Origin of the sequence: Candidatus Njordibacter sp. Uisw_058 (assembly GCF_047730065.1) — a bacterium.
Lineage (GTDB): Bacteria > Pseudomonadota > Gammaproteobacteria > Pseudomonadales > Balneatricaceae > Njordibacter.
In genome coordinates this window covers 1,183,623-1,206,582 of record NZ_CP159829.1, presented here as the reverse complement: position 1 = coordinate 1,206,582, position 22,960 = coordinate 1,183,623, and the positions used below count along the sequence as shown (strand labels likewise).

The 22,960-nt window shown below is 43.9% G+C and carries 21 protein-coding genes; 8 read left to right on the top strand and 13 right to left on the bottom strand.

The genetic code is table 11. The features are described from left to right. The first annotated feature begins 82 nt into the window (after positions 1-82). A complete protein-coding gene (locus ABXT59_RS05590; RefSeq protein WP_443638217.1) occupies positions 83-1,855 on the top strand; it encodes an ABC transporter transmembrane domain-containing protein in 1,773 nt (590 codons plus the stop codon). A gap of 8 nt (positions 1,856-1,863) precedes the next feature. Continuing rightward, the gene (locus ABXT59_RS05585) at positions 1,864-2,928 is read left to right on the top strand and encodes a hypothetical protein (protein WP_443638216.1); all 1,065 of its coding nucleotides are present in this window, start codon (positions 1,864-1,866) and stop codon (positions 2,926-2,928) included. Here ABXT59_RS05585 and ABXT59_RS05580 read toward each other — a convergent pair. The 4 genes from ABXT59_RS05580 to ABXT59_RS05565 all read right to left on the bottom strand — a co-directional run bounded on the left by ABXT59_RS05580 (position 2,894) and on the right by ABXT59_RS05565 (position 7,142). Continuing rightward, positions 2,894-3,790 (bottom strand): DUF808 domain-containing protein, encoded by an 897-nt coding sequence (locus ABXT59_RS05580; protein ID WP_443638215.1) that lies wholly within the window; start codon positions 3,788-3,790, stop codon positions 2,894-2,896. The two genes, ABXT59_RS05585 and ABXT59_RS05580, sit on opposite strands and share 35 nt — an antisense overlap. A 33-nt stretch (positions 3,791-3,823) precedes the next feature. Continuing rightward, entirely contained in the window at positions 3,824-4,672 is an 849-nt protein-coding gene (locus ABXT59_RS05575; protein ID WP_443638214.1) for an alpha/beta fold hydrolase, read from the bottom strand. Between the two features lie 194 nt (positions 4,673-4,866). Next, complete coding sequence (locus tag ABXT59_RS05570; protein WP_443638213.1) at positions 4,867-6,060, bottom strand: amino acid aminotransferase; 1,194 nt, start codon at positions 6,058-6,060, stop codon at positions 4,867-4,869. A gap of 134 nt (positions 6,061-6,194) precedes the next feature. Then, positions 6,195-7,142 carry a GlxA family transcriptional regulator gene (locus ABXT59_RS05565; protein ID WP_443638212.1) on the bottom strand — a complete coding sequence of 316 codons (948 nt, stop codon included), beginning with the start codon at positions 7,140-7,142 and terminating at the stop codon, positions 6,195-6,197. A 165-nt stretch (positions 7,143-7,307) separates the two neighbouring features. On the opposite strand from ABXT59_RS05565, the gene ABXT59_RS05560 reads away from it, so the two are divergent. Further along, positions 7,308-8,648 (top strand): NAD(P)/FAD-dependent oxidoreductase, encoded by a 1,341-nt coding sequence (locus tag ABXT59_RS05560; RefSeq protein ID WP_443638211.1) that lies wholly within the window; start codon positions 7,308-7,310, stop codon positions 8,646-8,648. A 173-nt stretch (positions 8,649-8,821) separates the two neighbouring features. Further along, entirely contained in the window at positions 8,822-9,712 is an 891-nt protein-coding gene (locus tag ABXT59_RS05555) for a DMT family transporter (RefSeq protein WP_443638210.1), read from the top strand. A gap of 143 nt (positions 9,713-9,855) precedes the next feature. Here the strand turns inward: ABXT59_RS05555 and ABXT59_RS05550 are convergent, their stop codons facing one another. The 3 genes from ABXT59_RS05550 to ABXT59_RS05540 all read right to left on the bottom strand — a co-directional run bounded on the left by ABXT59_RS05550 (position 9,856) and on the right by ABXT59_RS05540 (position 12,619). After that, the gene (locus ABXT59_RS05550; RefSeq protein WP_443638209.1) at positions 9,856-10,335 is read right to left on the bottom strand and encodes a methylated-DNA--[protein]-cysteine S-methyltransferase; all 480 of its coding nucleotides are present in this window, start codon (positions 10,333-10,335) and stop codon (positions 9,856-9,858) included. Between the two features lie 85 nt (positions 10,336-10,420). Then, complete coding sequence (locus ABXT59_RS05545) at positions 10,421-11,086, bottom strand: GntR family transcriptional regulator (protein ID WP_443638208.1); 666 nt, start codon at positions 11,084-11,086, stop codon at positions 10,421-10,423. A 213-nt stretch (positions 11,087-11,299) separates the two neighbouring features. Then, positions 11,300-12,619 (bottom strand): uracil-xanthine permease family protein, encoded by a 1,320-nt coding sequence (locus ABXT59_RS05540; protein ID WP_443638207.1) that lies wholly within the window; start codon positions 12,617-12,619, stop codon positions 11,300-11,302. 207 nt (positions 12,620-12,826) lie between these two features. Here ABXT59_RS05540 and dapA point away from each other — a divergent pair, with 207 nt between their 5' ends. Next, positions 12,827-13,693, top strand: a complete 867-nt coding sequence (dapA, locus tag ABXT59_RS05535; protein WP_443638206.1) for a 4-hydroxy-tetrahydrodipicolinate synthase — start codon at positions 12,827-12,829, stop codon at positions 13,691-13,693. Between the two features lie 45 nt (positions 13,694-13,738). Here the strand turns inward: dapA and ABXT59_RS05530 are convergent, their stop codons facing one another. Continuing rightward, complete coding sequence (locus ABXT59_RS05530; RefSeq protein ID WP_443638205.1) at positions 13,739-14,842, bottom strand: phosphoribosylaminoimidazolesuccinocarboxamide synthase; 1,104 nt, start codon at positions 14,840-14,842, stop codon at positions 13,739-13,741. A gap of 65 nt (positions 14,843-14,907) precedes the next feature. Beyond that, a complete protein-coding gene (locus ABXT59_RS05525; RefSeq protein ID WP_443638204.1) occupies positions 14,908-15,801 on the bottom strand; it encodes a LysR family transcriptional regulator in 894 nt (297 codons plus the stop codon). Between the two features lie 117 nt (positions 15,802-15,918). Here ABXT59_RS05525 and kynA point away from each other — a divergent pair, with 117 nt between their 5' ends. Together kynA and kynU are read left to right on the top strand one after the other, a co-directional pair. Continuing rightward, entirely contained in the window at positions 15,919-16,770 is an 852-nt protein-coding gene (gene kynA, locus ABXT59_RS05520) for a tryptophan 2,3-dioxygenase (RefSeq protein ID WP_443638203.1), read from the top strand. 79 nt (positions 16,771-16,849) lie between these two features. Continuing rightward, the gene (gene kynU / locus ABXT59_RS05515) at positions 16,850-18,100 is read left to right on the top strand and encodes a kynureninase (RefSeq protein WP_443638202.1); all 1,251 of its coding nucleotides are present in this window, start codon (positions 16,850-16,852) and stop codon (positions 18,098-18,100) included. A gap of 226 nt (positions 18,101-18,326) precedes the next feature. On the opposite strand, the gene can is transcribed toward kynU, so the two are convergent. Further along, positions 18,327-18,956 (bottom strand): carbonate dehydratase, encoded by a 630-nt coding sequence (gene can, locus ABXT59_RS05510; protein ID WP_443638201.1) that lies wholly within the window; start codon positions 18,954-18,956, stop codon positions 18,327-18,329. Positions 18,957-19,096: 140 nt separating this feature from the next. Between can and ABXT59_RS05505 the strand changes: the two genes are divergently transcribed. Then, positions 19,097-19,675: a 5-formyltetrahydrofolate cyclo-ligase gene (locus tag ABXT59_RS05505; protein ID WP_443638200.1), complete on the top strand. Its 579-nt coding sequence runs from the start codon at positions 19,097-19,099 to the stop codon at positions 19,673-19,675. 11 nt (positions 19,676-19,686) lie between these two features. On the opposite strand, the gene ABXT59_RS05500 is transcribed toward ABXT59_RS05505, so the two are convergent. From ABXT59_RS05500 to ABXT59_RS05490, 3 genes are all read right to left on the bottom strand, one after another. Further along, complete coding sequence (locus ABXT59_RS05500) at positions 19,687-20,133, bottom strand: copper chaperone PCu(A)C (protein ID WP_443638199.1); 447 nt, start codon at positions 20,131-20,133, stop codon at positions 19,687-19,689. A gap of 472 nt (positions 20,134-20,605) precedes the next feature. After that, positions 20,606-21,559, bottom strand: coding sequence for a D-2-hydroxyacid dehydrogenase (locus ABXT59_RS05495; RefSeq protein ID WP_443638198.1), 954 nt, complete (start codon positions 21,557-21,559; stop codon positions 20,606-20,608). Between the two features lie 25 nt (positions 21,560-21,584). Continuing rightward, on the bottom strand, positions 21,585-22,940 hold the full coding sequence (locus ABXT59_RS05490; RefSeq protein WP_443638197.1) for a hypothetical protein: 1,356 nt from the start codon (positions 22,938-22,940) through the stop codon (positions 21,585-21,587). Positions 22,941-22,960 lie beyond the last annotated feature (20 nt).

Below are 22,960 nucleotides of genomic sequence, written 5' to 3'. Positions count from 1 at the left end.
AGTTAACTAATGACGTCACCCAATTGTAAATTACAAGTCTGCCCACACATACAACCCCTACGTCCATATTTTTGAGCACACCATGGCTTCTGATCAAACGTCTCAAACACCAAACAACAAGCAAGACTTGCGCCTACTGTTTAGATTGTTGCCTTTTATTGCACCTTACAAAAGTAGGGTTATAGGCGCTGCCTTAGCCCTTATTATCACAGCTGGAGTCTCTCTTGCTCTGGGGCAAGGCATTCGATTGCTCATAGACCAAGGCTTCGACTCTGCAGATCCCAGCCAGTTAAACCAAGCAATGTTAGTTTTGGCAGTGATTACTTTACTTATGGCCATGGGCTCTTTTACGCGCTTTTATTTGGTGTCTTGGTTAGGGGAGCGGGTCAGCAACGATGTTCGTTTGGCAGTGTTTGACCATTTATTAACCTTAGATCCCTATTATTTTGAGGTGAACCGAAGTGGTGAGATTAATGCCCGACTCACCACCGATACTACGTTACTGCAGTCGATTATCGGTTCTTCCATTTCTATGGCCCTGCGCAATATCCTAACCTTTGTGGGTGGATTGGTGATGATGCTTATTACTAATCCTAAATTGGCCCTAATTGTATTGGCCAGCGTGCCATTGGTCATCTTTCCGATGATGCTTTACGGCAGAAGGGTGCGCAAGTTATCTCGGTTAAGCCAAGACAGAGTGGCTGACATTGGCACTTATGCAGGCGAAATTGTACAAAACATAAAGGTTGTTCAAAGTTTTACTCGTGAGAGAGAAGAAACCAAGGCCTTTGGCCAAGAAGTAGAAAAAGCCTTTAATGTTGCCAAGAAACGTATTTTACAGCGCTCAATTTTAATCGTAGTGGCCATGATATTAGTATTTACAGGCCTTTCAAGTATGATCTGGGTCGGTGCCCAAGACGTTGCTAATGGCCATATCAGTTCTGGTGAACTTGCTGCATTTGTTTTTTATGCACTCATGGTCGCCATGGCAGTAGCCACCATTTCTGAAGTTTATGGAGAACTCCAGCGGGCCGCAGGTGCAACCGAACGGTTACTCGAATTGCTCGCTGAAGAAGCAGATATCCAGGCCCCTAAAAACCCTCATCAATTAAATGCTGGAGCCTTAGCCCTGAGCTTTGAAAAAGTGAGTTTCAGCTACCCGTCAAGACCTGACCAAATCGCCTTAGACAATATCTCATTTAACGTGGCCGCAGGTGAAACTGTGGCTATCGTCGGACCTTCTGGGGCCGGCAAGAGCACCCTATTTGAGTTATTACAACGCTTCTACGACCCCAAGAATGGCAAGATTAAGGTGGCCGGTCATAATATCAAACAATTTAAGCCACAAGATTTACGCAGCCATTTGGGCCTAGTGCCGCAGCAACCCACGTTGTTCAGTGCAGACGTTGCTCATAATATACGTTATGGTGATCCTACTGCGACTCATGAACAAGTAAAGCAAGCCGCTCAAGAAGCTTATGCGAGTGATTTTATAGAGCGCTTGCCAGAGGGTTACAATAGCTATTTAGGCGAACAAGGGGTTCGTTTGTCGGGTGGGCAGAGGCAGCGTATTGCCATTGCTCGCGCAATGCTCAAGAACCCTTCTATATTACTGTTGGATGAGGCCACCAGCGCCTTAGACGCAAACAGCGAACATCAGGTCCAAGCGGCACTCCAGTCTTTGATGCAAGGCCGCACTACTCTCATTATTGCCCATCGATTAGCCACCATTATGCATGCCGATCGCATTTTGGTCTTTAATGAGGGAAAATTAGAGGCTCAGGGCAAGCATGCCGATTTAATCATAAGTTCACCACTTTATAAGAGTTTAAGTGAGTTACAGTTCAACCACTGAGATCAACCATGGCTACAAGCACACGTCCACATCTTGCTGCAGTAGACGCTCTTTTAAGAGATGGTTACTGGGATCGCACAGAAATTATCCGTATGGCAGATGGCTCTCAACGAGTGCGCAAGCAATCAAAGGGACACCAATCCGCAGGCCCTTGGGGGATGGATAATCTTCGAGCTGAGGCCCAATATTTGCAAGATTTAGAGCCACATTTGCTGGACTTATTTCCTCGACTCATTGCTTCTTGGGAAGAACCAGCCCCAGGTTATGACATGGCCTATCAAAAAGAATGTGTGGACTTAGGCCAACTGGCAAGAGCAAGATTATTTAATCAGCAACAAGCAAACCAATTTCAAGCGCATTTAGGCAAACGCGTGTTTGGGCAGTTACACACACCCGCTAATGCCACCTTCACCCTGTCTGATAACATTTTAGATACCTTAAAAAAAGCAGCTCAAACCATAGCCACGTTGGCTGATTTAAAAGATATATTAGCCAACCAACTGACCATCAATGGCCAATATTGTGATGCATTCACTGACAACATTAAGCGTCTTACAGAGCAAACTAAACTATTACAGGTCATTAAAAATCAACCACAGGTCAGACTCCATGGGGACTTATTTTTAGAAAACATATTACTACCAAAGTTCTCTTCACTAAAGCAATGGCCCACACAACTGGTGCTAATTGATCCCGTCTCTGTCGCTGGCATCAGCGCTGGTCACCCCCTATTTGATTTAGCCAAATATGAATCTTATAGTACGGGAGAATTACCCGCTATGCGTCGGGGGCATGTGCAAGTTACCGGCATAGAGTGTCATAATGAGAAACAGCTTGATTTTACTATTGATTGGCAGCATCTGGACATGAAAGCCTACACAGATATCAACTGGCATAGGAGTTTTAGGCAGTCATATATAAACCATTATGGCCCAGTAGATGAAGCTATATACGCGCTTTTAGAGGCCTACTTTGCCGCTGCAATGGTGGTTTGTACCGAGGGTGTTGAACAACAAGCCAGAGCTTTAAAAGCGCTCTTTAGCTTGGAGCGCGCAATTTTCTTAGCAACATAATTAAGCCCAGCGCTACACTGCCGGTTATCACACCTACGCCCATTTCAGCGAGTATAGACCAGAGACTGCTTAACTGTTCAAGCCACTGATATAACCAAGGCCAACCATGAACCAAAATACCACCGCCAACCAGAAACATAGCAATCGTTCCTAGCACAGATAAGGTACGCATCAGTGGTGCTGCAGCGTTAACTAAACTGCGGCCTAGAAAGCCACTAATCGGTCCTTTGTTTCCCACTTTTTCTGCTTCTACTAAGTAAAGGCCTAAATCATCCATCTTAACAATTGCAGCCACAAGGCCATACACAGCAAGCGTAAAAAATATGGCTAAACTTGCAACCACAACCACTTGGTTAGTAAAACTAGTGTGCGCAACTGAATCTAAAATAATGACTACAATTTCTGCTGAAAGAATAAAATCTGTGCGAATCGCACCTCTAATTTTGTCTTTTTCTAAGTGCAATAAATCATCCTTAGACAAACTAAGGTGCTGTAAGCGTGATTGCGGTGAAGAGGCAGTGGGCTTGTGAAGGAACCATCCATGTATTTTTTCAGCCCCTTCAAAACACAAATAAGTACCTCCAAGCATTAACACGGGTGTCATTAACCAAGGTGCATACAAACTCATTAGTAAGGCCGCAGGCACCAGTATCAGCTTATTCAAGAATGATCCTTTAGTTACTGCCCACACGACGGGTAATTCACGTTCTGGCCTCACCCCAGAAACCTGTTCCGCATTAACTGCTAAGTCATCTGCAAGCAGGCCTGCAGTATTTTTAGCAGCTACCTTAGAAAGCACCGCAACGTCGTCTAACAAAGTGGCAATGTCATCCAATAGTGCCAGTAAACTTACTCCTGCCATGCAGAATCCTTTAGATTAGGTTCAATTTGATCATTAAAGCATACACTGCTTAATATGATTTGCGACTTGTTTAGCTTGCTCTAGGGGTAATAGATGCCCAGCATCTAAAAAGTTAACAGCACGTTTGTGCTCAGGCATTCCAGCAACAGGACTTAGCCCCAGCCAACGTTGCCACGCAAGCTTATCTACTGTATCCGAAAACTCTCCTCGTAATACAGATATGGGCACTTGACTGCGCTTTAAGTAAGGCCAAATATTGGGCACACTGCCATACATTAAAGCTTCCCAGTATTTACTGTACAAGAGCACGACTGAATCTCCATCGGGTATGACAGCAGCCTTGATATAGTGCCACAAAACATTATCGCTCAGTCTAGCAAATACACGTTTGGAACGGTGAAAATCAAACGCTTGTTGAGTATTATCCCAACGATCAGGGCGTCCTAAAGCTTTTGCAACAATGGGAGCTTTATTAATTAACACCTGAGGACTAAACCGAATAAGGTGCGCAATCGTTTGACGTAAAAAAACAGGTTCTATCAGAATTAACTGGCGGTATAAATGAGGTTTGAGTTGGGCCGCCAAGATACTCACGTTGGCCCCCATAGAATGGCCTACGCAGACCACTGGTGACAGGTGATGCTGTTCTATAAAGTCATTAAGATCATGCGCCATCATTGGCCACACCGCACGATTGCTCGCATGGCTTTGGAATTCTTTCAGGTCTTGCCACAATGGCCGTAAATGAGGCGCTAAAATTCGGTGCTCTTGACCCAAATGAGTCAATAATTCAGTGTAGGTATTGGGTGGAAAACCGTTAGCGTGAGCAAATAAAACGCCTTTACTTTGCGGTTTACCAAATGTTTCATAAGATTGGCTCATAACTGGAAATATTCCATGGTTACCGTGGTCCAAATGACAACCTGCCCCATATGGATGCGACTTCCTTTATGGAACTTCCTTTATAGAACTTTCCTTATGCGACTTTCCAGATTGCTATGAATCCAAAATCAATACCAGTACCAGTAACAAAGGTTATTGCAGGTTCGCCAAACGAGACAGGCTAAATTGTAATACTACAGAACTGCTGCAATCGCTTTGGCCACGTAGGCAATATTACGTTGGTTAAGACCCGCAAGGTTAATTCGGCTTGACCCTACTAAATACACGCTGTGCTCGTTAACTAGTTGATCAACTTGGGCTGCATTAATACCCAAAAAGGAAAACATACCGTGTTGACGTTCGATAAAGCTAAAGTCTTGTTCCACTCCCTCTGCTTTGATGGCATCAACTAACTGACTGCGTAGGTGTTTAATCCTTTTTCGCATGGTCTTTAACTCATCACGCCACATTTGCTTGAGTTTTGGATCAGCTAAAATTGTTTCCACCACTAGCGCACCGTGGGAGGGTGGCATTGAATAGTTGGCACGAATAAGACCGTTCATTTGGCTCTGGGCTAGATGGGCCTGCGCTTCAGTAGCGGAGATAATGATGGCCGTTCCTGTTCGTTCCCTGTACAACCCAAAATTCTTAGAACAAGAACTAGCAATGACCATCTCTGGCACAGTTTTAGCCATTAAACGCAGCCCTGCTGCGTCTTCATCCATACCTTCACCCAGACCTTGGTAAGCAATATCCACATATGGCAATAGACCTTTTGCCTTGATTACGTCTGCTGTAGCCTGCCATTGTTCTAAGCTTAAGTCAGCGCCTGAAGGGTTGTGACAACAAGCATGCAGCAAAACCACATCGCCAGCTTTTGTTTCTGCTTTTAACGTAGCTAACATACCATCAAAATCGACCGCTTTTGTATCCTTGTCGTAATAAGGGTATTGTTTAATTTCAAGTCCTGCGCTTTGCATAATTGGACTATGGTTAGCCCACGTAGGGTTACCTGCCCAAACCGTAGCGCCAGGTTTAGCAACGTTGATGAACTCGGCCAATACACGCAAAGCCCCACTGCCACCAGGCGTTTGCGCTACCGCAAAACGATTGTTGGTTAACACTGTGTGATCAGCACCTAGGGTTGTTTGGGCTAATAAATCACAATACCGTTTTGAGCCCGCCATACCCACGTAGGCTTTGGTATCTTCTTCCACTAGAATAAGCTCTTGCGCTCGCGATACCGCTTCCATGATAGCCGTATGACCCGCCTCATCTTTGTACACACCAACCCCTAAATCAACTTTGTTAGGGTTTGTATCTTGCCGGTAAAGGATCGACAAATTAAGGATCGGATCAGCAGGCACAGCGCGCAGCGACTCAAACATGAGCAATGGAACTCCTATGAAATAAAATAAACAGTTAAAATCAAAAATTAGGCGGATTTGACGATCGTGATTATACGGCTTTCATAGCCTTAAAACTAGTTAGAAATAACCCATAACACAGCACAAAACAGGTTTTAACGATTACTATTGCGCGCTCTTTCCTGGCGGGGAGAACAGGCATACTTTTTTTGATAGCACCGCGCTAAGTAGGACGTAGAGCTAAAGCCACATGCAGTGGCAACCTGCAATACCGACAAGCTAGACTGGCGTAATAGTTGCTGGGTTTTTTCTAACCTCAAATGCAAATAATACTGACCAGGGCTTTGATGCAAGTACTGTTTAAATAACCGCTCCATCTGTCGCGCAGACATATTAGAAGCGTCTGCCAATTCTTGACAGGTCAGGGGTGCTTCCAGGTTTTGACGCATGATATCAAGGGCTTTAATCAGGCGCGGGTTATTGATGTTTAAACGCGATTGCAATCGCATCCGCTGATCTTGGTGAGGGGGTCTTATGTGCGGGTGCATATATTGCTCTGCAACTAATAGTGCAAGTTCATAACCATGTTGGTCTGCAATAATTTGCAACATCATATCCAAACCAGCAGAACCGCCAGAACAGGTAAATAGGCTGCCATCAAATTCATACAATTCACCACTCATCCACACATCAGGAAACTGCTCTCGAAAGCTGTCCACATATTCCCAGTGAATGGTGCACGTTTTATGGCGCAGAAGCTTTGCTTTGGCTAACAACAAAGCGCCTGTCGATGTAGAGCCCAGCAAATCAACTTGACGGGAGGCTTGTCGTAACCAGGCAAAAAAAACATCATCACCGTAAGTGGCTACATTTATGCCAGCAACCACTAATAAAACATCAAGCATCTTAACTTGATCCACATCGATGGTCGGTGCAGTAACCATATTATTACTAGCATTGACCGATGTGTTGTCCCAACTTAAAAAGTCCCATTGATAAAGCTCTTCCTCCGCCTGTGCATTCGCCATGCGCAAAGGTTCAACTGCCGCGGCTAATGACAGCATCGAAAAACCAGGTATTAACAAAAATCCAAATCGTTGCATAGCAGATCCGATGAAAACTAAAGGCTTATCACTAAACTTTTAGTTAGAATAGCCTTTATTGTCGGTTTTGTCTCATTAAAAGTCGTCTTAAGTGGTTTTTATTTAGATCTGAAAGCGCATTATGTTTGTTAAGAGATTAATAAACATAACTAAATAGGAATTCTTATGGCCTTTCCTTCTTCTTCTCCCTACGTCATTGTAGGTGCAGGTATCCATGGTTTAAGTACAGCTTACCACCTCGCTTTAGAACTCAAGGCAAACGGTAAAGGTGATGGTCGTGATATTATCATTCTTGATAAAAACGGTATTGCTGCTGGAGCGACAGGCATCGCTTGTGGAGTGGTACGAAATAATTATTTCCAACCTGCAATGCGAGAATTGATGGCCCATTCAGTAGAAGTTTGGGAATCTGATATGGAAACTTATTCTTATCATCCCGTGGGTTACATGCAAATTAGTCCAGAATCTATGCATGCCGATGTAGCGACAATTTACGAACAGCAAAAAGCCATCGATTACCCTTCTACTTTTATTGAAGGCGAAGCTGACTGTACTAAATACATGAAAGGAATCTTTCACGACTGGCGTGCACAGGGCATTACTTCTGTATTACACGAAGACAAAGGCGGTTATGCCAATAACACTAAAGCAATGTATGGTTTGGCGTCCAAAGTTGAGAGCGAAAATATTCGCATTATCAGTGGCGTCACGGTGACTGGTTTCACTCGCAACGAAGGCTGTGTGACTCACGTTGAAACTGACCAAGGCAAAGTGGCTTGCGAATATGTAGTCATTGGTGCGGGCCCTTGGGCTAAGAGCTTGTGGGAAATGTTAGAACTTCCAAAAACAGTCAGTGTGAAAGGAGCTGATGACGTCATTCATACCGATATCCCTATGTGGATTTACTGGTCTCTTCAAGAAGGCACTTTAGGTGTAGACCCTAAGTTGCAAGTGGACAACAACGGTAACATGCCACCCGTGATCCATGTAGACTCTAATGCTCCTTTGTATTCGAGCGAAGATGGTAGCTTGGTTACTGACGAAATGTGGGGCATCTACTATAAGCCAGACTTCCACTTTGGTGGGGTTCAAGGAGGTGCTGCGCCCTTCCCAGTGAAGACCAACCCAGACGAAGTCGCAGTTGATCCCTACGGCCCAGATTCTCCTGAGTTTGTGGTTGGCCCAGAATTTGCTCGCATGTGGGTTTCTGCTTTGGCCCATTGTCAAAAGCGTTTTGAAGGAACCATGCCCAAGTTTAAGGACGAGCCTAGTGGCGGTATCGGTTGCTTCACGCCTGACTCTTTCCCAATATTTGATGTTTTCCATTCCAATGCGTACTTTATAGCTGATTCGAATCATGGTTATAAAATGCTTGGAGTGGGTAAATTAGTGGCTAATGAAATTGCCACTGGCCAAAGTCACCGATTACTTGAGCCATTCCGCTTGACCCGATACGAGCAAGGTAAATTACACCCTATTTCAAGCAGTCCATTCCCCTGGTCATAACAACTGAAAAGCTTTAGGCTCAAAGCCTTTAAGTTGTTCGAAAAAGCCTCACTCCAGTGAGGCTTTTTTATTTCTCTAAAGCAAGCAGATGCCCCTGAGAGAAATTCCAAAAGTATCTCTATAGCATGGTAATCAGGCATAATAAAGCCTAAATTTTCCCCATGGACACGGGCATGAAACAAATCAATTGGTTAGCAAAACCTGCTTTAGGCGCCAGTCTGGTTGCTGCAATATGGGGTTTTAATATTGTAGTCATGAAAGTTGCGCTCAATGACATGGATCCTCTTTTGTTCACCGCGGCGCGTTTTTTATTACTCACCATTGTGCTAGTGCCCTTTGTCAAAATTTCCACTGCCCAGTTAAAACTGTTGCTACCCATTGCTCTAGTTATGGGCCTTGGTCACTTTTATGTATTAGCGGTGGGTATTTCTATCGTTCCTGGAGTCATCGCAAGCGTTTGTTTTCTGTTAGGGGCTCCTTTTTCAACTCTATTAAGTTACTTATTTCTTCACGAACGCATTACATCTGTGCAAACGTGTGCCATCGTTATAGCCACCATAGGCGCCATATTACCCACCTTATTGTTAGGCCAAAACGATCTTCAATGGGGCGTGTTTCTTGTGATATTAAGCACCTTTATGTGGGCTGTTGGTAACATTCAAATTCGTAAACTTAAACAATTATCCGTTCTTTCTATTCAGTTCTGGATTGCTATTATTACCGCACCTTTGTGCTTTGTCGCTTACCTATTGCAAGCCGACTCCACACCCATACTGCCCCAATTTACGATCAGCATAATCCTATGCTTAGTGTATGTGGTGTTGTGTTCGTCCATCTTGTCATATAGCTTGTGGTATGGACTCATTCATCGCCATGGCATGAGTCGTGTCGCTGGCTTTGTGCTACTTCAACCCATTTTCACCCTTACCTTTGGTTATCTTATCTTGGGGGAGTCTCTAACTTTTTGGCAGCTAGTCGGCAGCTCCATTACTTTGGGTGGGGTATATACATACTACCAACACCACAGAATCACGGAACCATCGATTAATAATCAAACTCACTAATATGAGATCAATATGCCACTAATACTAGTCATCACGCAGCAAGTATTTAGGGCCTAGCTAAAGGCAAGAAATGCGATAAGGCTAGAGACAGGTTAAGGGTAGAGTCAGGTTAAAGCTAGAAATAGGCAGCGCACTTCTTTACGTTATTTGATGGCGCCTTCCAAGCGTAATAGAAAAGCCTTAGTATCTTCGCCGCCAGCAAAGCCTGTGAGACTGCCGTTGGCCCCTATGACCCGATGGCATGGAATAATCAATGGCATGGGGTTGCGTCCATTAGCAGCTCCCACTGCTCGCACAGCTTTGGGGCGATCTATGACTCTTGCTATGTCTTTATAACTTCGGGTTTGCCCATAGGGAATCTGTTGCAGGGCACTTAAGACTTGCATTTGAAACTCAGTACCAAAGGGTGCTATGGCTATATCAAACTGTTTGCACTCTCCTGCAAAATAAGCCTCTATCTGTCTGCGAATGGGCTTAAATGCTAGTCGATTAAAGATCCAATCAGAAGCTGGTGAGAGAGGCATTTTTCCCATTGGAAAGCCTAGGTAGTGCAATACCTTTCCCTCTCCAGCAAGCAATAACTGGCCCACGGCAGATTGCATATAAGTGTATTCAAGTTGCATGTGTATCACCTAAGCTAACGTCTTTAAATAATACCTGTACTAATTAGCATGCGCTAGCCAAACGCGCATTGGTGTTGTTTGTGTATTATTGATGTTGAGTGGAACTCAGTGCTAAATCTGCTTCAATGTGCTCTAAATGCGCCATCATTAAATTGAGTGCTAGGTGCTCATCCTGATTTTTTATCGCTTCTATTAAATTTCGATGCTCACTAAGTGGGCAGTTTGAAAAACTGTGCTGGCCATACATACCAGTAATTAAGCTTGATTGTGTAATTAAGGTTTGCATAAATCCAGTCAACAAGTGATTGTTTTGAAAACTAGCAATGAGTAAGTGGAACTCTCCCGACAAGCGAATCAATTGGTGACGGTCATTGTTACTAAAAGCTTGCTCTTCGAGCTCTACGTGGGCATTAAGACTGACTGTATCAGCGTCACTTCTCTGAGCCACAACATTTTTAATAATAATGGGTTCAATGGCCCTGCGGGTTTCAAATAAGGTCATTGCTTGTTGCAAAGTAGGCTGGCGGATGCGCGCACCTTTATTTGCCTGAAATTTTACCACTTCTATATTTGATAACGTCAGTAACGCCCTTTTGACGTTCATTCTACTCACACCAAACCGATCACACACTGATTTTTCACTTAAATGTGTGCCAGGCCCAAGATGTTGTTGCATCACATCGTAAATAATAGCCTCGACAATGGCCTCATCAATAGTTGGTGCATCCTTTACACCATAAATACGTGCCATTGCTTAGATTAAAAAAAGGCAACCCAAGCTGCCCTTATTATAATCTACTCGTTTCACCAACTTTATTTTTCAGTTTCAATCAAAGATTTCAAACACATTAGATAAGGAGTTACTCTGCCTATAACTAGAACACAACCCATACCTCAGGCCGTGCTTGACGTTCATAGCACCCCAAGAATAATGTGAGGTGCTATGTTAGTCTATGGACGCGGATTAGGCGTCGTCAGGCAAAAGTTGGTTCAATACAATGGCCAAAAATGCCGTAGGTGCAACCGCTGATGTGGCCAGCGTTTTCCAGATACCCGGCAAATACTGCACAGCAGATGGTACCAAATTGAGACCCAGACCCACGGTTAGTGATATGGCGATAATAATCATGTTGCGACGGCTCATTTGCACCTCTGACAGAACATTGAGCCCTGCCGCTGCAACCATGCCAAACATTACAATCACGCCACCACCTAACACAGGCAGAGGCATTGAAGCGATGGTTGCACCCACTTTAGGTAATAGGCCACACACTAGCATAATGACACCAGCAATGGTCACCACATGACGGCTCATAACACCTGTCATACCAACGATACCCACATTTTGACTAAACGAAGTATTTGGCAAACCACCAAACACGCCAGCGACAGCGGTACCTAGACCATCTGCATAAGTGGCACCAGAAATTTCATCATCTGTTGCTTCGCGGCCCGCGCCTGCTTTTGTGGTTGCTGAAGCATCTCCTACCGTTTCAACTGCTGATACGATCGACACCAAAGTGACACCGATGACCGCGCCTAAGTTAAATTCAAAGCCGTAGGGCATAACCTGCAGACCCGTAATCCAACCGGCCTTTGTAACTGCGCCAAACGATACCATGCCAAGGATATAGGCCAATACATAACCCGCAATTAGACCAATTAAAATGGCCGCATTGGAGAGTATGCCATTGGTTCTAAATTTGACCACCAAAGCCACTATGATAACCGTCAAAGCAACAGACCAATGCTTTAAAGATCCAAAGCTGTCTGCATTCATTTGAAAGTCAGCGGCGCCACCAGCAGCGTATTTAATGCCCACAGGAATAAGATAAAGACCAATGGCCAAAATAACCAATCCTGTTACTAAGGGAGGGAACCAACTGCGAATATTGACGATGACTGCGCCCAGAGCAAAGTGTATAGCACCTGCAATAATGCACGAGGTTAAAGCAACCCCAAGACCCTGCGTCGCTGCAATTCCAGCGAGCACACCAACAAAGGCAAAACTTGTGCCTTGCATAATGGGCAACCGAGCTCCAACAGGGCCAAACCCTATGGTTTGAAACAGCGTTGCAAGACCGGCAAATAACATTGCCATCTGAATTAAGTAAACCTGTTCGGCACCACCAAAGGCCAAACCAGCTGCACCAGCGACAATAACTGCAGGTGTGACATTAGACGCAAACATCGCAAGCACATGTTGCAGCCCCAATGGCAATGCTTCACTCATGGGGGGGGTTTGATTTGCATCACTGTAGACGGAGGGATTTGCTTTTGTCATATTATTTACTCTCTTATTGAGATGCTTAGATCTCTAATTATTATTATTTAAACTAACCAATCTGACCTTAATTGGTAGATTGTTAACAAGATGGTCTCACCTTTTTCCATTAATGTATAGCCGTTACAAAATAAGCCTGACTGCAGACTTGTTGATACACCGACATAGGTTTAAAATCACTCCCCTATAGTCTTAGGAGTCAGTTCAATGTTTAGTGGTTCATACGTCGCTTTAGTTACCCCTTTTATTAATGGCAAGTTAGATGAGACCGCCCTGCGTCGCATGGTTAACTGGCAGCTAGATAACGGCACGCATGGTTTAGTGCCTGTCGGCACCACAGGTGAATCACCTACCTTGTCTGAAAAGGAACACAAACGGGTGGTAGAAATCGTTGTTGAAGAAAACAATGGCCGCGTACCCGTAATCGCAGGAGCTGGGTCAAACAACCCAGTTGAAGCATTAGCTTATGCTCGTCATGCCAAAGAATTGGGTGCCGATGCCGTATTGTGTGTTGCAGGTTATTATAATCGACCAAACCAAGATGGGCTTTATGCTCACTTCGAATATATTGCTCAAGGTGTTGATATTCCGATGATAATTTACAACATTCCACCCCGTGCCATTGTTGATATCGAACCAAAAACTATGGCCAAGCTTGCGGCACTTGAAAATGTAGTGGGCGTAAAGGATGCCACGGGTGATATTTCACGGATAAGTTTGGAACGCCTGGCACTAGGTAATGACTTCTCTTACCTTTCAGGTGACGATTTAGCGTCCGTGGCCTACAATGCGGTGGGTGGCAATGGCTGTATTTCTGTCACAGCTAACGTTGCACCGAGCCGATGTTCGGCCATGCAAACGGCCTGCTTAAAGGGTGACTTTAAGGAAGCCAAACGCATTCATGACGAACTCACACCTCTGCATGCAGCCATGTTCAATGAACCAAGTCCAGCAGGCGTGAAATACGCGGCTTCCCTATTAGGCTTGTGTAATGAGGAGTCTCGTTTGCCAGTTATGCCATTGAGTCAAGAAAGCAAAGCCATACTGAATGGTCTACAGCATCTAATGGGCTAACTAAACCGGTGCCGCTGCGAGGAGCTTTGTGACTATGGTTCTGGCCTAACGGATAAGTCCATAGTCTTGATCTAAGACGTCTATAATCTCTTGCCTAGGCTGCTGACTAACGTTCAGTGGGTGGCCTATAATTTTCTCTGCAATACCAATATAAGTATTTGAGATGTCGTGCATCGCTTGCAAAGGCAATGCATTGTCCTTGGCTAATGCGCTGCGCTCTGACATGCGGTTTTTGTTCAGCAAAATGTCAGCATCATCAAAATAGTTAAGCAAGAACTGCCTAAAACCCTCTTTAGAATTTTCCACTACCTTGCCAGACCTCAGAGCTGCACCATCCCAAATACGCGATGAATCAGGTGTGCCCACCTCATCCATGTAGATCAATTTATCGTTACCCTTGGCATCCTTGACGTAGCCAAATTCAAATTTGGTATCAACCAGCACTTGATCATGAGCCGCTAAGTCTTGGCTAATAACCGAAAAGCCATCGCGTAACAAGTTCTCATAACGGTTAATATCAGCAGGAATTGAAAAGTTAAAGGCTCGATAATTAGCTTCTAGATCTGCACGGGCAATATTAACATCATCTGCCTCTGCCACATTAGGGATGCCTTTTAAGATGCCTTTAGTCGAAGGAGTAATTAATAATTCGGGTAAACACTGATCTTGCTGCAAACCCTCTGGCAGTTGCATACCGCAGAACATCCGCTCCCCTGCTTTATAAGTACGCCACATAGACCCCGTAATATACTGACGGGCAATGGCTTCTACCATTACAGGTCTTGCCTTTTGTACTATCCAAACCAATGGGTGAGGTGTATCTACAATGTGACTGTCTGCCAAACCGGCTTCACGAAAACGCGCAAACCAATAGTTGGCCACAGCATTAAGTGCAGCACCTTTACCTGGCACGCCCCGCAATCCACCTTCTCCATGCCAAATGCAATCAAAAGCGGAGATACGATCACTAATGACCATGACTGCTAAAGGAGCATCGGCAGCCACATTATAGCCTTTGCTGGCGATTAAACGCTTGCTGTGCTTATTACTGAGCCAATACACACTGCGGACTTTTCCGCTGTGTACAGGTAAATCTGTAACAATAGGCAAATCATCATTGCTCGCAAGAACGTTATAAAAAGCAGACATATGAGGTAGTTTCTAGGATCAATCGAAACATTATTTTACCTAAATTAAAGGGCAGGTGCAGCTAGTTAGTCGTTAAAGCGAGTTATATTTTGTATTGTCTGCATCACCTCTAAAATTGCTTCTCTGTTAGCGACTTGGTGTAAGCCAGCAAGATACCACTGAGTGGTTAATGCACCATCTCCTATGGGCCGAGTGATTAACCCATATTTTGGACCTTGAGATAAGGCGGTCCATGCAGGAAGTATGGTGAGACCCTGACTTTGTCCGACAATGGTTAACACCGCCTCCGTGACACCTGCACTAATGACATTGCTGGGCAAAACATGATGACGCCGAAACACTAAATCATATTCACGCCCTTGTTCTGGGTTGGTATGGTAAGCCACATAGGGAAAGTCTGCGAACATTTCTGGGAACACGCTGGCGTTCTTTGCTAAAGGATGATCACTGGCCATTAAGGCTAATAACGAATCTTCACCCAAGTGCATACAGTTAAAATCCTTGGCTGGCGGTAGTCCTGATATCAAAGCTATATCGATGCTTTGTTGACGCAATGCAGACTCTGGATGCAAACCCACGTCAGCCGTGATCTCAAGGCCAATGTGGGCACATTTAATGGCCAACTGTTGATACAACTCAGGCAACCAATGATGTGAGGCATACGCTTCCAAACCTAAACGCACCGTGGTGGTTACCCCGCCACTCATGTGCGCCACATCTTGTTCGGCACGTTCTAATTCTGCTAATACCCTTCGAGCGGCAAATTGAACTCTCAAGCCTGCAGGGGTGGCCACTAGTTTTTTATTTTGACGGCTGTATAACGGGGTGTCTAGTAATCGTTCTGCCTCACGTATGCGATGACTTAGAGCTGACTGACTCACCTGCAGGGCTATGGCAGCAGCAGACACACTGCCTGCAATCTCTAAAGCCCGAATCATTTGTAACTGCCTAATGCTCAATTTAATAGCTATCTCCTACCCTTTTTATGCATTTAATTCATACTTAACCCCCAAATTATGACATTTACTTCAACAAATACACACCCTAAACTATAAAAAAATACTCTAGGAATAATCATGACCTATCAGTGCCCTTATGCCTCCAACACCATTGACATTAGTGATGAAAATATCCATTGGCAACAGGATATTAGTTACGGTCAATATCTTGGTTTAGAAAGTCTTTTAGAGCAACAAAACCCCCTTAGTGAGGCCCATGATGAAATGTTATTTATCATTATTCATCAAGCCTCAGAACTGTGGATGAAGTTATGTTTGCATGAAGCCCATGGGGCTGCTGGATTAATTGCTCAAGACGACCTACGCCCAGCTTTTAAAATGCTTACCCGCGTGGCGCGTATCCAACAGCAAATGGTCAATGCATGGGAAGTATTAGTCACTATGACCCCCGCCGACTATGCTAGTTTTAGAGATAGCTTAGGGCAAAGTTCAGGTTTTCAGTCCTTTCAATACCGAGAGCTTGAGTTTTTATTAGGTAATAAAAATGCGGCACTCATTGAGGCTCACCGTCATCATCCGACAAATTATCAACATTTAACCAAGGTACTTAATGCCCCCAGCCTTTATGACGTATGCCTCCAATTACTGCAAAAACGTGGTTTTGATATTGCACTTGAGCAAACCCAAAGAGACTGGAGCCAACCTTACCTATCCAACAAAAAGGTTGAAACTGCATGGCAGAAGGTTTACCAAGACACCAACACTTTTTGGGATTTGTATGAGCTTGCAGAAAAGCTGGTAGACTTAGAATATCACTTTCAACAGTGGCGCTTTAACCACGTAAAAACTGTTGAACGCATTATTGGACACAAACATGGCACTGGAGGCACATCTGGAGTGGGTTATCTCCAAAAGGCCTTATCCCTGCAGTTTTTTCCTGAGCTTTGGTCGGTACGCACGAGCCTTTAGTGCTGCCATTTACTGAGTATTTAAAACACCCGTGTTAATCACCTAATTAAAGTGACAGACCACTACCATGAGATTCAATATGACCCAGTTGAGCCCACTTAAACTAGACCGAAGCCAGTTTGAACTATTAGACCAAAATGACTCCCTAGCCCCGATGCGAGATAAATTCAGCCTTGAAGAAGGGCTTATTTACCTCGATGGGAATTCTCTTGGCGTGTTACCGAAAGCCACTGCTGACCATGTGAGTCAGGTCATAAAACACCAGTGGGGAGTCGATTTAATTCGGAGTTGGAACAGCCATCATTGGATGCAAAAACCAACACAATTAGGCCATAAAGTGGGCCGATTGATCGGTGCAGATGTGGGCCAAACCATAGTCTGTGACACCACTTCTGTTAATATTTTTAAACTCGCTGCCGCCGCCATAAAAATGCGGCCAGATCGGAGCAAATTAATTACTGAGACGGGAAACTTTGCCACTGACCTTTATTTGTTGCAAGGCTTAGCCAAATTACTCGGCGATCATATTGAGGTCATTTCTCTACCTAGAGATGAAGTATTACAAGCTGTTGATGAAGACACTGCACTAGTGCTCTTAACCCATGTGCACTTTAAGACTGGCTCGATGTGGGATATGGCAAGTGTGACTCAAATAACACAAGCTCAAGGTGCCTTAATGATGTGGGACCTCTCCCACTCTGTGGGTGCCATGCCTATTGAACTAGATCAGATTAATGCTGACCTAGCCGTTGGTTGTACCTATAAATACCTTAATGGGGGCCCAGGTGCCCCTGCCTTTGTTTATGTAGCCCAACGCCATTTAAGCCAGTTTGAGCAACCCCTCACAGGCTGGTTAGGTCATGCTAAACCATTTGATTTTGTGGACGATTACCAAGGCGCAACGGGCATTGAGCAAGCCATGTGTGGCACTCCAGCCGTGCTGGGTAATGCGGCCTTAGAAGTGGCCCTAGATCTGATGTTGTCAGCAGATATGGCACAAGTAAGACGCAAGTCACAACATATGGGTCAACTGTTTATTGAATTAATCCAACAACGCTGCCCTTGGTTTGAATTAGGTTCACCCACCAACCCTGAACAACGCGGCAGTCAAGTGTCCTTGACCCATCCCCAAGGCTACGCCATCATGCAAGCCTTAATCGCACGCAATATTGTGGGGGATTTTAGAGCCCCCAATAATCTGCGTTTTGGTTTCACTCCCTTGTATCTCAGGTATGTCGACCTATGGGATTGTGTTGAAGCCTTAGTGGACATTATGTCCACAGAAAGTTGGAATCAACCTCAGTTTTTAAAACAACAAGCTGTTACCTAACTAACACTCATTAACCTAGATGGCTAGGTGGCTATATTGCTAGATGAATTTGAGTGTTCATAGATGGGTTTGGGTGCCCATTAGTGTTGGCTGTAATCTCTGTTTTAGTTTTAGGCTTGGAGCAGGCAACCACACTCTTATTCATCATTGTGCTGCCATTAATTCGGCGCCTTAGTTGGATGCCTTAATATCTTAGCTTCATTAAAAACTCTTTTTGGCATACTATTTATATCTCTACTTGATAAATGTCATCTAAATCTGACAAGCCTTTGTGACTCACATGTAGGTTTTTGATGACGCCATCATGAATGCCATATATCCAACCGTGTATCTCTAGCGGTTGATTTTTTTGCCATGCCGTTTGTACAATTTTACTATGTGCCAAATTAGCCACTTGCTCAGTCACATTAATTTCACACATGCGACTCAGTCGTGCCTCTTGATTAGGTAAGTCTTGTAATTCAACTCGGTGGCGTAACGCTATATCTTTAACTGACCGCAACCAATAGTCACTAATACCAGCGTTGGTATTTTCCATGGCCACTTTAACGCCACCACATCCGTAATGACCACACACGATAATATGCTCAACTTTTAACACATCGACTGCAAATTGAATGACTGACTGACAATTAAAATCAACGTGTTTTACCAAATTTGCTACATTACGATGCACAAAAAGCTCTCCAGGCAACATGTCAACAATCTCGTTTGCTGGCACGCGACTGTCAGAACAACCAATCCACAAGTACTTAGGGGCCTGTTGCTTCGACAAGGTAGCAAACAACTCAGGTTGTTCTTGGGCCACTTTTTTAGCCCACGCTTGGTTGTTGTCTAAAAGTTTTTGAATCGTCATAAAATTGCCCTAATTACCCAAATATATTTAACATTAAAACTCTAAATAATATGAAAAAAACTATGTTTTTAGAGTGATCTAGTGTGTACTAGCAAATAAATCAAAACAAGTCTTTCTTGTGCCGACTGAGACTATGAGCTATGCCATCTATAGATGAAAAAAAGGGTTTACAACGCATTCAAGCTAAACAGCAAAGAGCTAAAGCGTTTGCGCTCAACCCCCGAGCAGGTGAACAAGTCTGCCAACAATTACTCGACTCAAAAAAGCTAAAACCCAATCAAATTGTCGCTGTGTATTGGCCTTTAGGCGATGAACTTGACCCTATGCCACTCCTTAACAGACTGCATGAGTTAGGCCATCAAACAGCATTACCAGTAATGCTAGGCGCTGGAAAACCTTTGCTATTTCGCACGTGGGTTCCCAATGATAGCTTAAAGATTGCCCAGTTTGGTACCTATGAACCCTTTGCGGATAAGCATGCCTTAAAGCCTGACGTTATTTTAGCACCCCTTTTAGCATTTGACCGTCATGGGTATCGACTTGGCTACGGCGGTGGTTTTTATGACCGCACCATTGAGAACCTGCGTCAAACCAAGTCAGTGTCAGTATTTGGTGTCGCTTATGCTGCCCAAGAGATGAATCAAGTCATTAAGGGTCCTTTTGACCAGCCCCTAGACGCCGTGGTGACCGAACAAGGGGTTATTTCGTTCAACCCTTAACCCAATATAACTCAGGGCATAGAAACCTTTAAAGCGGCGGGTACGGAGACCCACCCAAGACCTTCTATATTAAATTCTAAAATCGTTTCGGATTGATTGGACTCCAGAGGCTTAACTCCGATAAGCATCGCATGCTTGCCCCCTGGCGCTAAACTTAAGGATGTTCCAGCAGCAATCACCCAACCATCAATTGCATGGCGCATCTGCATCACTTTATTGACCATAACCATATCGTGTAATTCTGCCATCTTACTAAAGGGGGTTCTCACTGCGATTACTTTAATGTCGTTAGTGGATGTGTTTTTTATGTCTACGTAACCCGCAGACATTTGCATGCCAGGCATGGGCATTTTGACCCAAGCATGAGAGAACAAAATCTGATCTGTAGCAGATGCATTAACAACAAGGTGAATGGGTAACAGTGCCATGACGACCAACAGTCGTTTTATGAGTTTCATTAGAAGATCCTTTTCGATGATTGAACGATTTTTAAGACCCTAATAATATCAGTTCAAAAAAAAATCATCGATAGGTTAAAGTCCCTATTTACTAAATTTTAGCTCTCTAATATACCAGTAAGCGCCAGTGCTCTAAGGCTCTCTTGCTTTATACACATAAGCTGTGGATAACACTGTGAACAAATATTGGAAAAAAGCCTCAAAGCCTATTATATCAGTCTTGTTAACAAACTGGTTGTTTTTTAACCACATTGATTTAATCCTATCATTTCAATAGGTTATGAATGTCAATCGGTTAATTTAAGAAACTTCATAGGCTGTTAGCTTGAATTTATACATCACTTAATAAATGTCCACAACAGGCACTATAAAATTCAACAAGTTAGCGATGTCAAGAATAATTATGCAAAAAAATGACATAAAAAGATTCATTTTTTACTCTTACTATTGACACTTTTTTAAAATCAATCACTTACAGCTGGCGAATAAAAACTGGACTTGTGGTTAAGCTCAGCAGGTTTTCTGCTGCTTGATTTAAGATGGTCTGGCGAGCTTGACGACTGGCCCAAGCTGTATGTGGTGTAATAATGAGATTATCTAGCTCTAACGCTAATAGTGGATGATCCTTTGGAGGTGGTTCTTGGGCTAACACATCAATGCCCGCACCTGCGATTTGACCTTCTTCTAAGGCTTTAACCAATGCAGCCTCATTTACAATTCCACCCCGAGCACAGTTGATGAGTAATGCTGTATTGGGTAAAGCACATAACTGTGGCCAGTCAATTAAGTTGGTGGTGTCCTGAGTTAGCGGGCAATGTAATGAGAGAATGTCGACTTGAGGCAACATTTGTTCTAAAGGGATGCGTCCCGCACTGGGTTTCTGCCCCATCCTAGAAGCAATTAGTATGTTCATATCAAAGGCACGAGCTAAGTCAGCCACACCCTTGCCAAGATCTCCATAACCGACGATGCCAAGGGTTTTACCTGTTAAGCTTTCGACTGGATAATCTAATAGGCAAAATTGCAGACTTCGACTCCAATCTCCATTATTAATAGCCCGTCGATAGTTGAGCATTTTTGTACTCAAGTTAAGCATTAGCATTAAACAATGCTGTGCCACCGACTCTACGCCATAGGCCCTGCAATTTTGTACACTAATACCCAGTCTTGCCGCTGCGGCTAGATCAATATTATTAACCCCAGTCGCAAGCACAATAATGTGCTTAAGTTGAGGCAGTTGATCCAAACAGGAGGCATCCAAAACCACTTTATTAACTAATACAATTTGGGCATGCGCAAGGCGCTTAACGACCTCATCAGGTTGGGTGCTCTGATGACAGCATAAATCATGATTCAAGACGCTTAGCGGGCTAAAGTCTAAATCGTCTGGGCCTAATGTTTCTGCGTCTAAAAGTACTACTTGCATGGCCTAGACTTCCAATGGGGATTAATTAATCGGCTAATGTTTGTTGTAAGCGCCATAGAATTTCTTCTGCATACACATTACGTGCAGGCTGACCCTCCTCATTTAATACTTGGACATAGACACTATTGAGTGTTTCTTCAAAGTGCAACTGGAAAGATCCCACATAAGTGTATTCCCCTGTTTCACTCACGTCACCTTGATCATCATCTTCAAACACATAAATCACTTTGCCACCTAACCAAACTTTATAGCCTTTCTTGTCTTCCAGACTTGTCCCCTTGGCAGCTATTTCTGGGTCTGATGAATAAATGGGACGCTCTGCCACCGTGTCTTCGTCTTTGCCACCCAACAGATTGACCTTAACCTTTGTTCCAGGTTCCCTTTTACTACCTGAATGTAAATCTTTAAACCATCCCCAAACACCTTCCGATTTAGATTCTGTGGCTTGACTTGAACGCAGGTGACTTGTGTGGGTAAAATAAATCTTTTTAGCAATTTCGTCATAACTACCCACATCAAAGAATGCCATAGCCTTAAGTACGTTGGTCAGGGCTTGGTCATAATTCATATTAAGCTGAACTAGGGGCCGCCCAAATTGGTCTTTACCCAATAAAGGTACTTGGTACAATTTAGTTTCATCCGTTTTTTGCACGACTAACGCTGTTTGGCTGAGGTGGCGCAGTAGTTCAAAGGTAATCTCTGATTCATTATCTAAAGCGCGGCCAGTAGCTTCCCAATCAATCTCTTTTTGATCCTCAATTTCAAGCTGAGTCAATTGTAAAAAATCCAAAGACAGCTCAACTCTATTGGGTGCTATCTCAGTGAGTTCAACTTTCACTCGACCATAAGCAATATCTTCATCAGATTTAGTTAAACTACGAATCCAACGAGCTATAAAATTATCTGAAGGCGCTTTTTCTGAAAGGGAAAACCATTCTGTTTCAACTGTTTGATCACTCGCGTCTTTTTCTATGGCAATACCTTGGTTGGACCAAAATTGCGCCACATGACCTTGCACCTTAGCTAAGCTACCAGCCACACTAATCCGTTGTTGACTAGCACCCCCTATTAGACGGGCTGAATGACTACCTGCTTGAGCAAACACAAAGTCGGGCCTTGGAGCCTCTTCGATGCCTGCGGGGGCATCTGACTGCTGGGCCGCAGGAATGATTAGTAAATCATTTTGAACTTGAGCATCATTTAAACCTGCTGGCACACTGATACGATCAATAACTATAGATTGGGCATAATCTAAGCTTTTATCCCTGAGAATACTGTCTTCATTATTACTAAGAAAGGGAGTCGCAGAGCATGCCGTAAGTAACATAAAGACCAAAATTAGTGGGAAGATATGCGCTGATGTATAACCTTGTTGTTTCAAAATGTCGTCCAATTGTTTAA

Excerpts from the sequence above, each read along its gene's own strand:
- ABXT59_RS05495 (WP_443638198.1), bottom strand. The coding sequence starts at position 21,559 with ATGCAAGTAGTACTTTTAGACGCAGAAACATTAGGCCCAGACGATTTA.
- ABXT59_RS05590 (WP_443638217.1), top strand. The coding sequence starts at position 83 with ATGGCTTCTGATCAAACGTCTCAAACACCAAACAACAAGCAAGACTTG.
- ABXT59_RS05560 (WP_443638211.1), top strand. The coding sequence starts at position 7,308 with ATGGCCTTTCCTTCTTCTTCTCCCTACGTCATTGTAGGTGCAGGTATC.
- kynA (WP_443638203.1), top strand. The coding sequence starts at position 15,919 with ATGACCTATCAGTGCCCTTATGCCTCCAACACCATTGACATTAGTGAT.
- ABXT59_RS05570 (WP_443638213.1), bottom strand. The coding sequence starts at position 6,060 with ATGTTTGAGTCGCTGCGCGCTGTGCCTGCTGATCCGATCCTTAATTTG.
- can (WP_443638201.1), bottom strand. The coding sequence starts at position 18,956 with ATGACGATTCAAAAACTTTTAGACAACAACCAAGCGTGGGCTAAAAAA.
- ABXT59_RS05505 (WP_443638200.1), top strand. The coding sequence starts at position 19,097 with ATGCCATCTATAGATGAAAAAAAGGGTTTACAACGCATTCAAGCTAAA.
- ABXT59_RS05545 (WP_443638208.1), bottom strand. The coding sequence starts at position 11,086 with ATGGCACGTATTTATGGTGTAAAGGATGCACCAACTATTGATGAGGCC.
- ABXT59_RS05555 (WP_443638210.1), top strand. The coding sequence starts at position 8,822 with ATGAAACAAATCAATTGGTTAGCAAAACCTGCTTTAGGCGCCAGTCTG.
- ABXT59_RS05530 (WP_443638205.1), bottom strand. The coding sequence starts at position 14,842 with ATGTCTGCTTTTTATAACGTTCTTGCGAGCAATGATGATTTGCCTATT.
- ABXT59_RS05580 (WP_443638215.1), bottom strand. The coding sequence starts at position 3,790 with ATGGCAGGAGTAAGTTTACTGGCACTATTGGATGACATTGCCACTTTG.
- kynU (WP_443638202.1), top strand. The coding sequence starts at position 16,850 with ATGACCCAGTTGAGCCCACTTAAACTAGACCGAAGCCAGTTTGAACTA.
- ABXT59_RS05565 (WP_443638212.1), bottom strand. The coding sequence starts at position 7,142 with ATGCAACGATTTGGATTTTTGTTAATACCTGGTTTTTCGATGCTGTCA.
- ABXT59_RS05585 (WP_443638216.1), top strand. The coding sequence starts at position 1,864 with ATGGCTACAAGCACACGTCCACATCTTGCTGCAGTAGACGCTCTTTTA.
- ABXT59_RS05575 (WP_443638214.1), bottom strand. The coding sequence starts at position 4,672 with ATGAGCCAATCTTATGAAACATTTGGTAAACCGCAAAGTAAAGGCGTT.
- ABXT59_RS05500 (WP_443638199.1), bottom strand. The coding sequence starts at position 20,133 with ATGAAACTCATAAAACGACTGTTGGTCGTCATGGCACTGTTACCCATT.
- ABXT59_RS05550 (WP_443638209.1), bottom strand. The coding sequence starts at position 10,335 with ATGCAACTTGAATACACTTATATGCAATCTGCCGTGGGCCAGTTATTG.
- ABXT59_RS05540 (WP_443638207.1), bottom strand. The coding sequence starts at position 12,619 with ATGACAAAAGCAAATCCCTCCGTCTACAGTGATGCAAATCAAACCCCC.
- dapA (WP_443638206.1), top strand. The coding sequence starts at position 12,827 with ATGTTTAGTGGTTCATACGTCGCTTTAGTTACCCCTTTTATTAATGGC.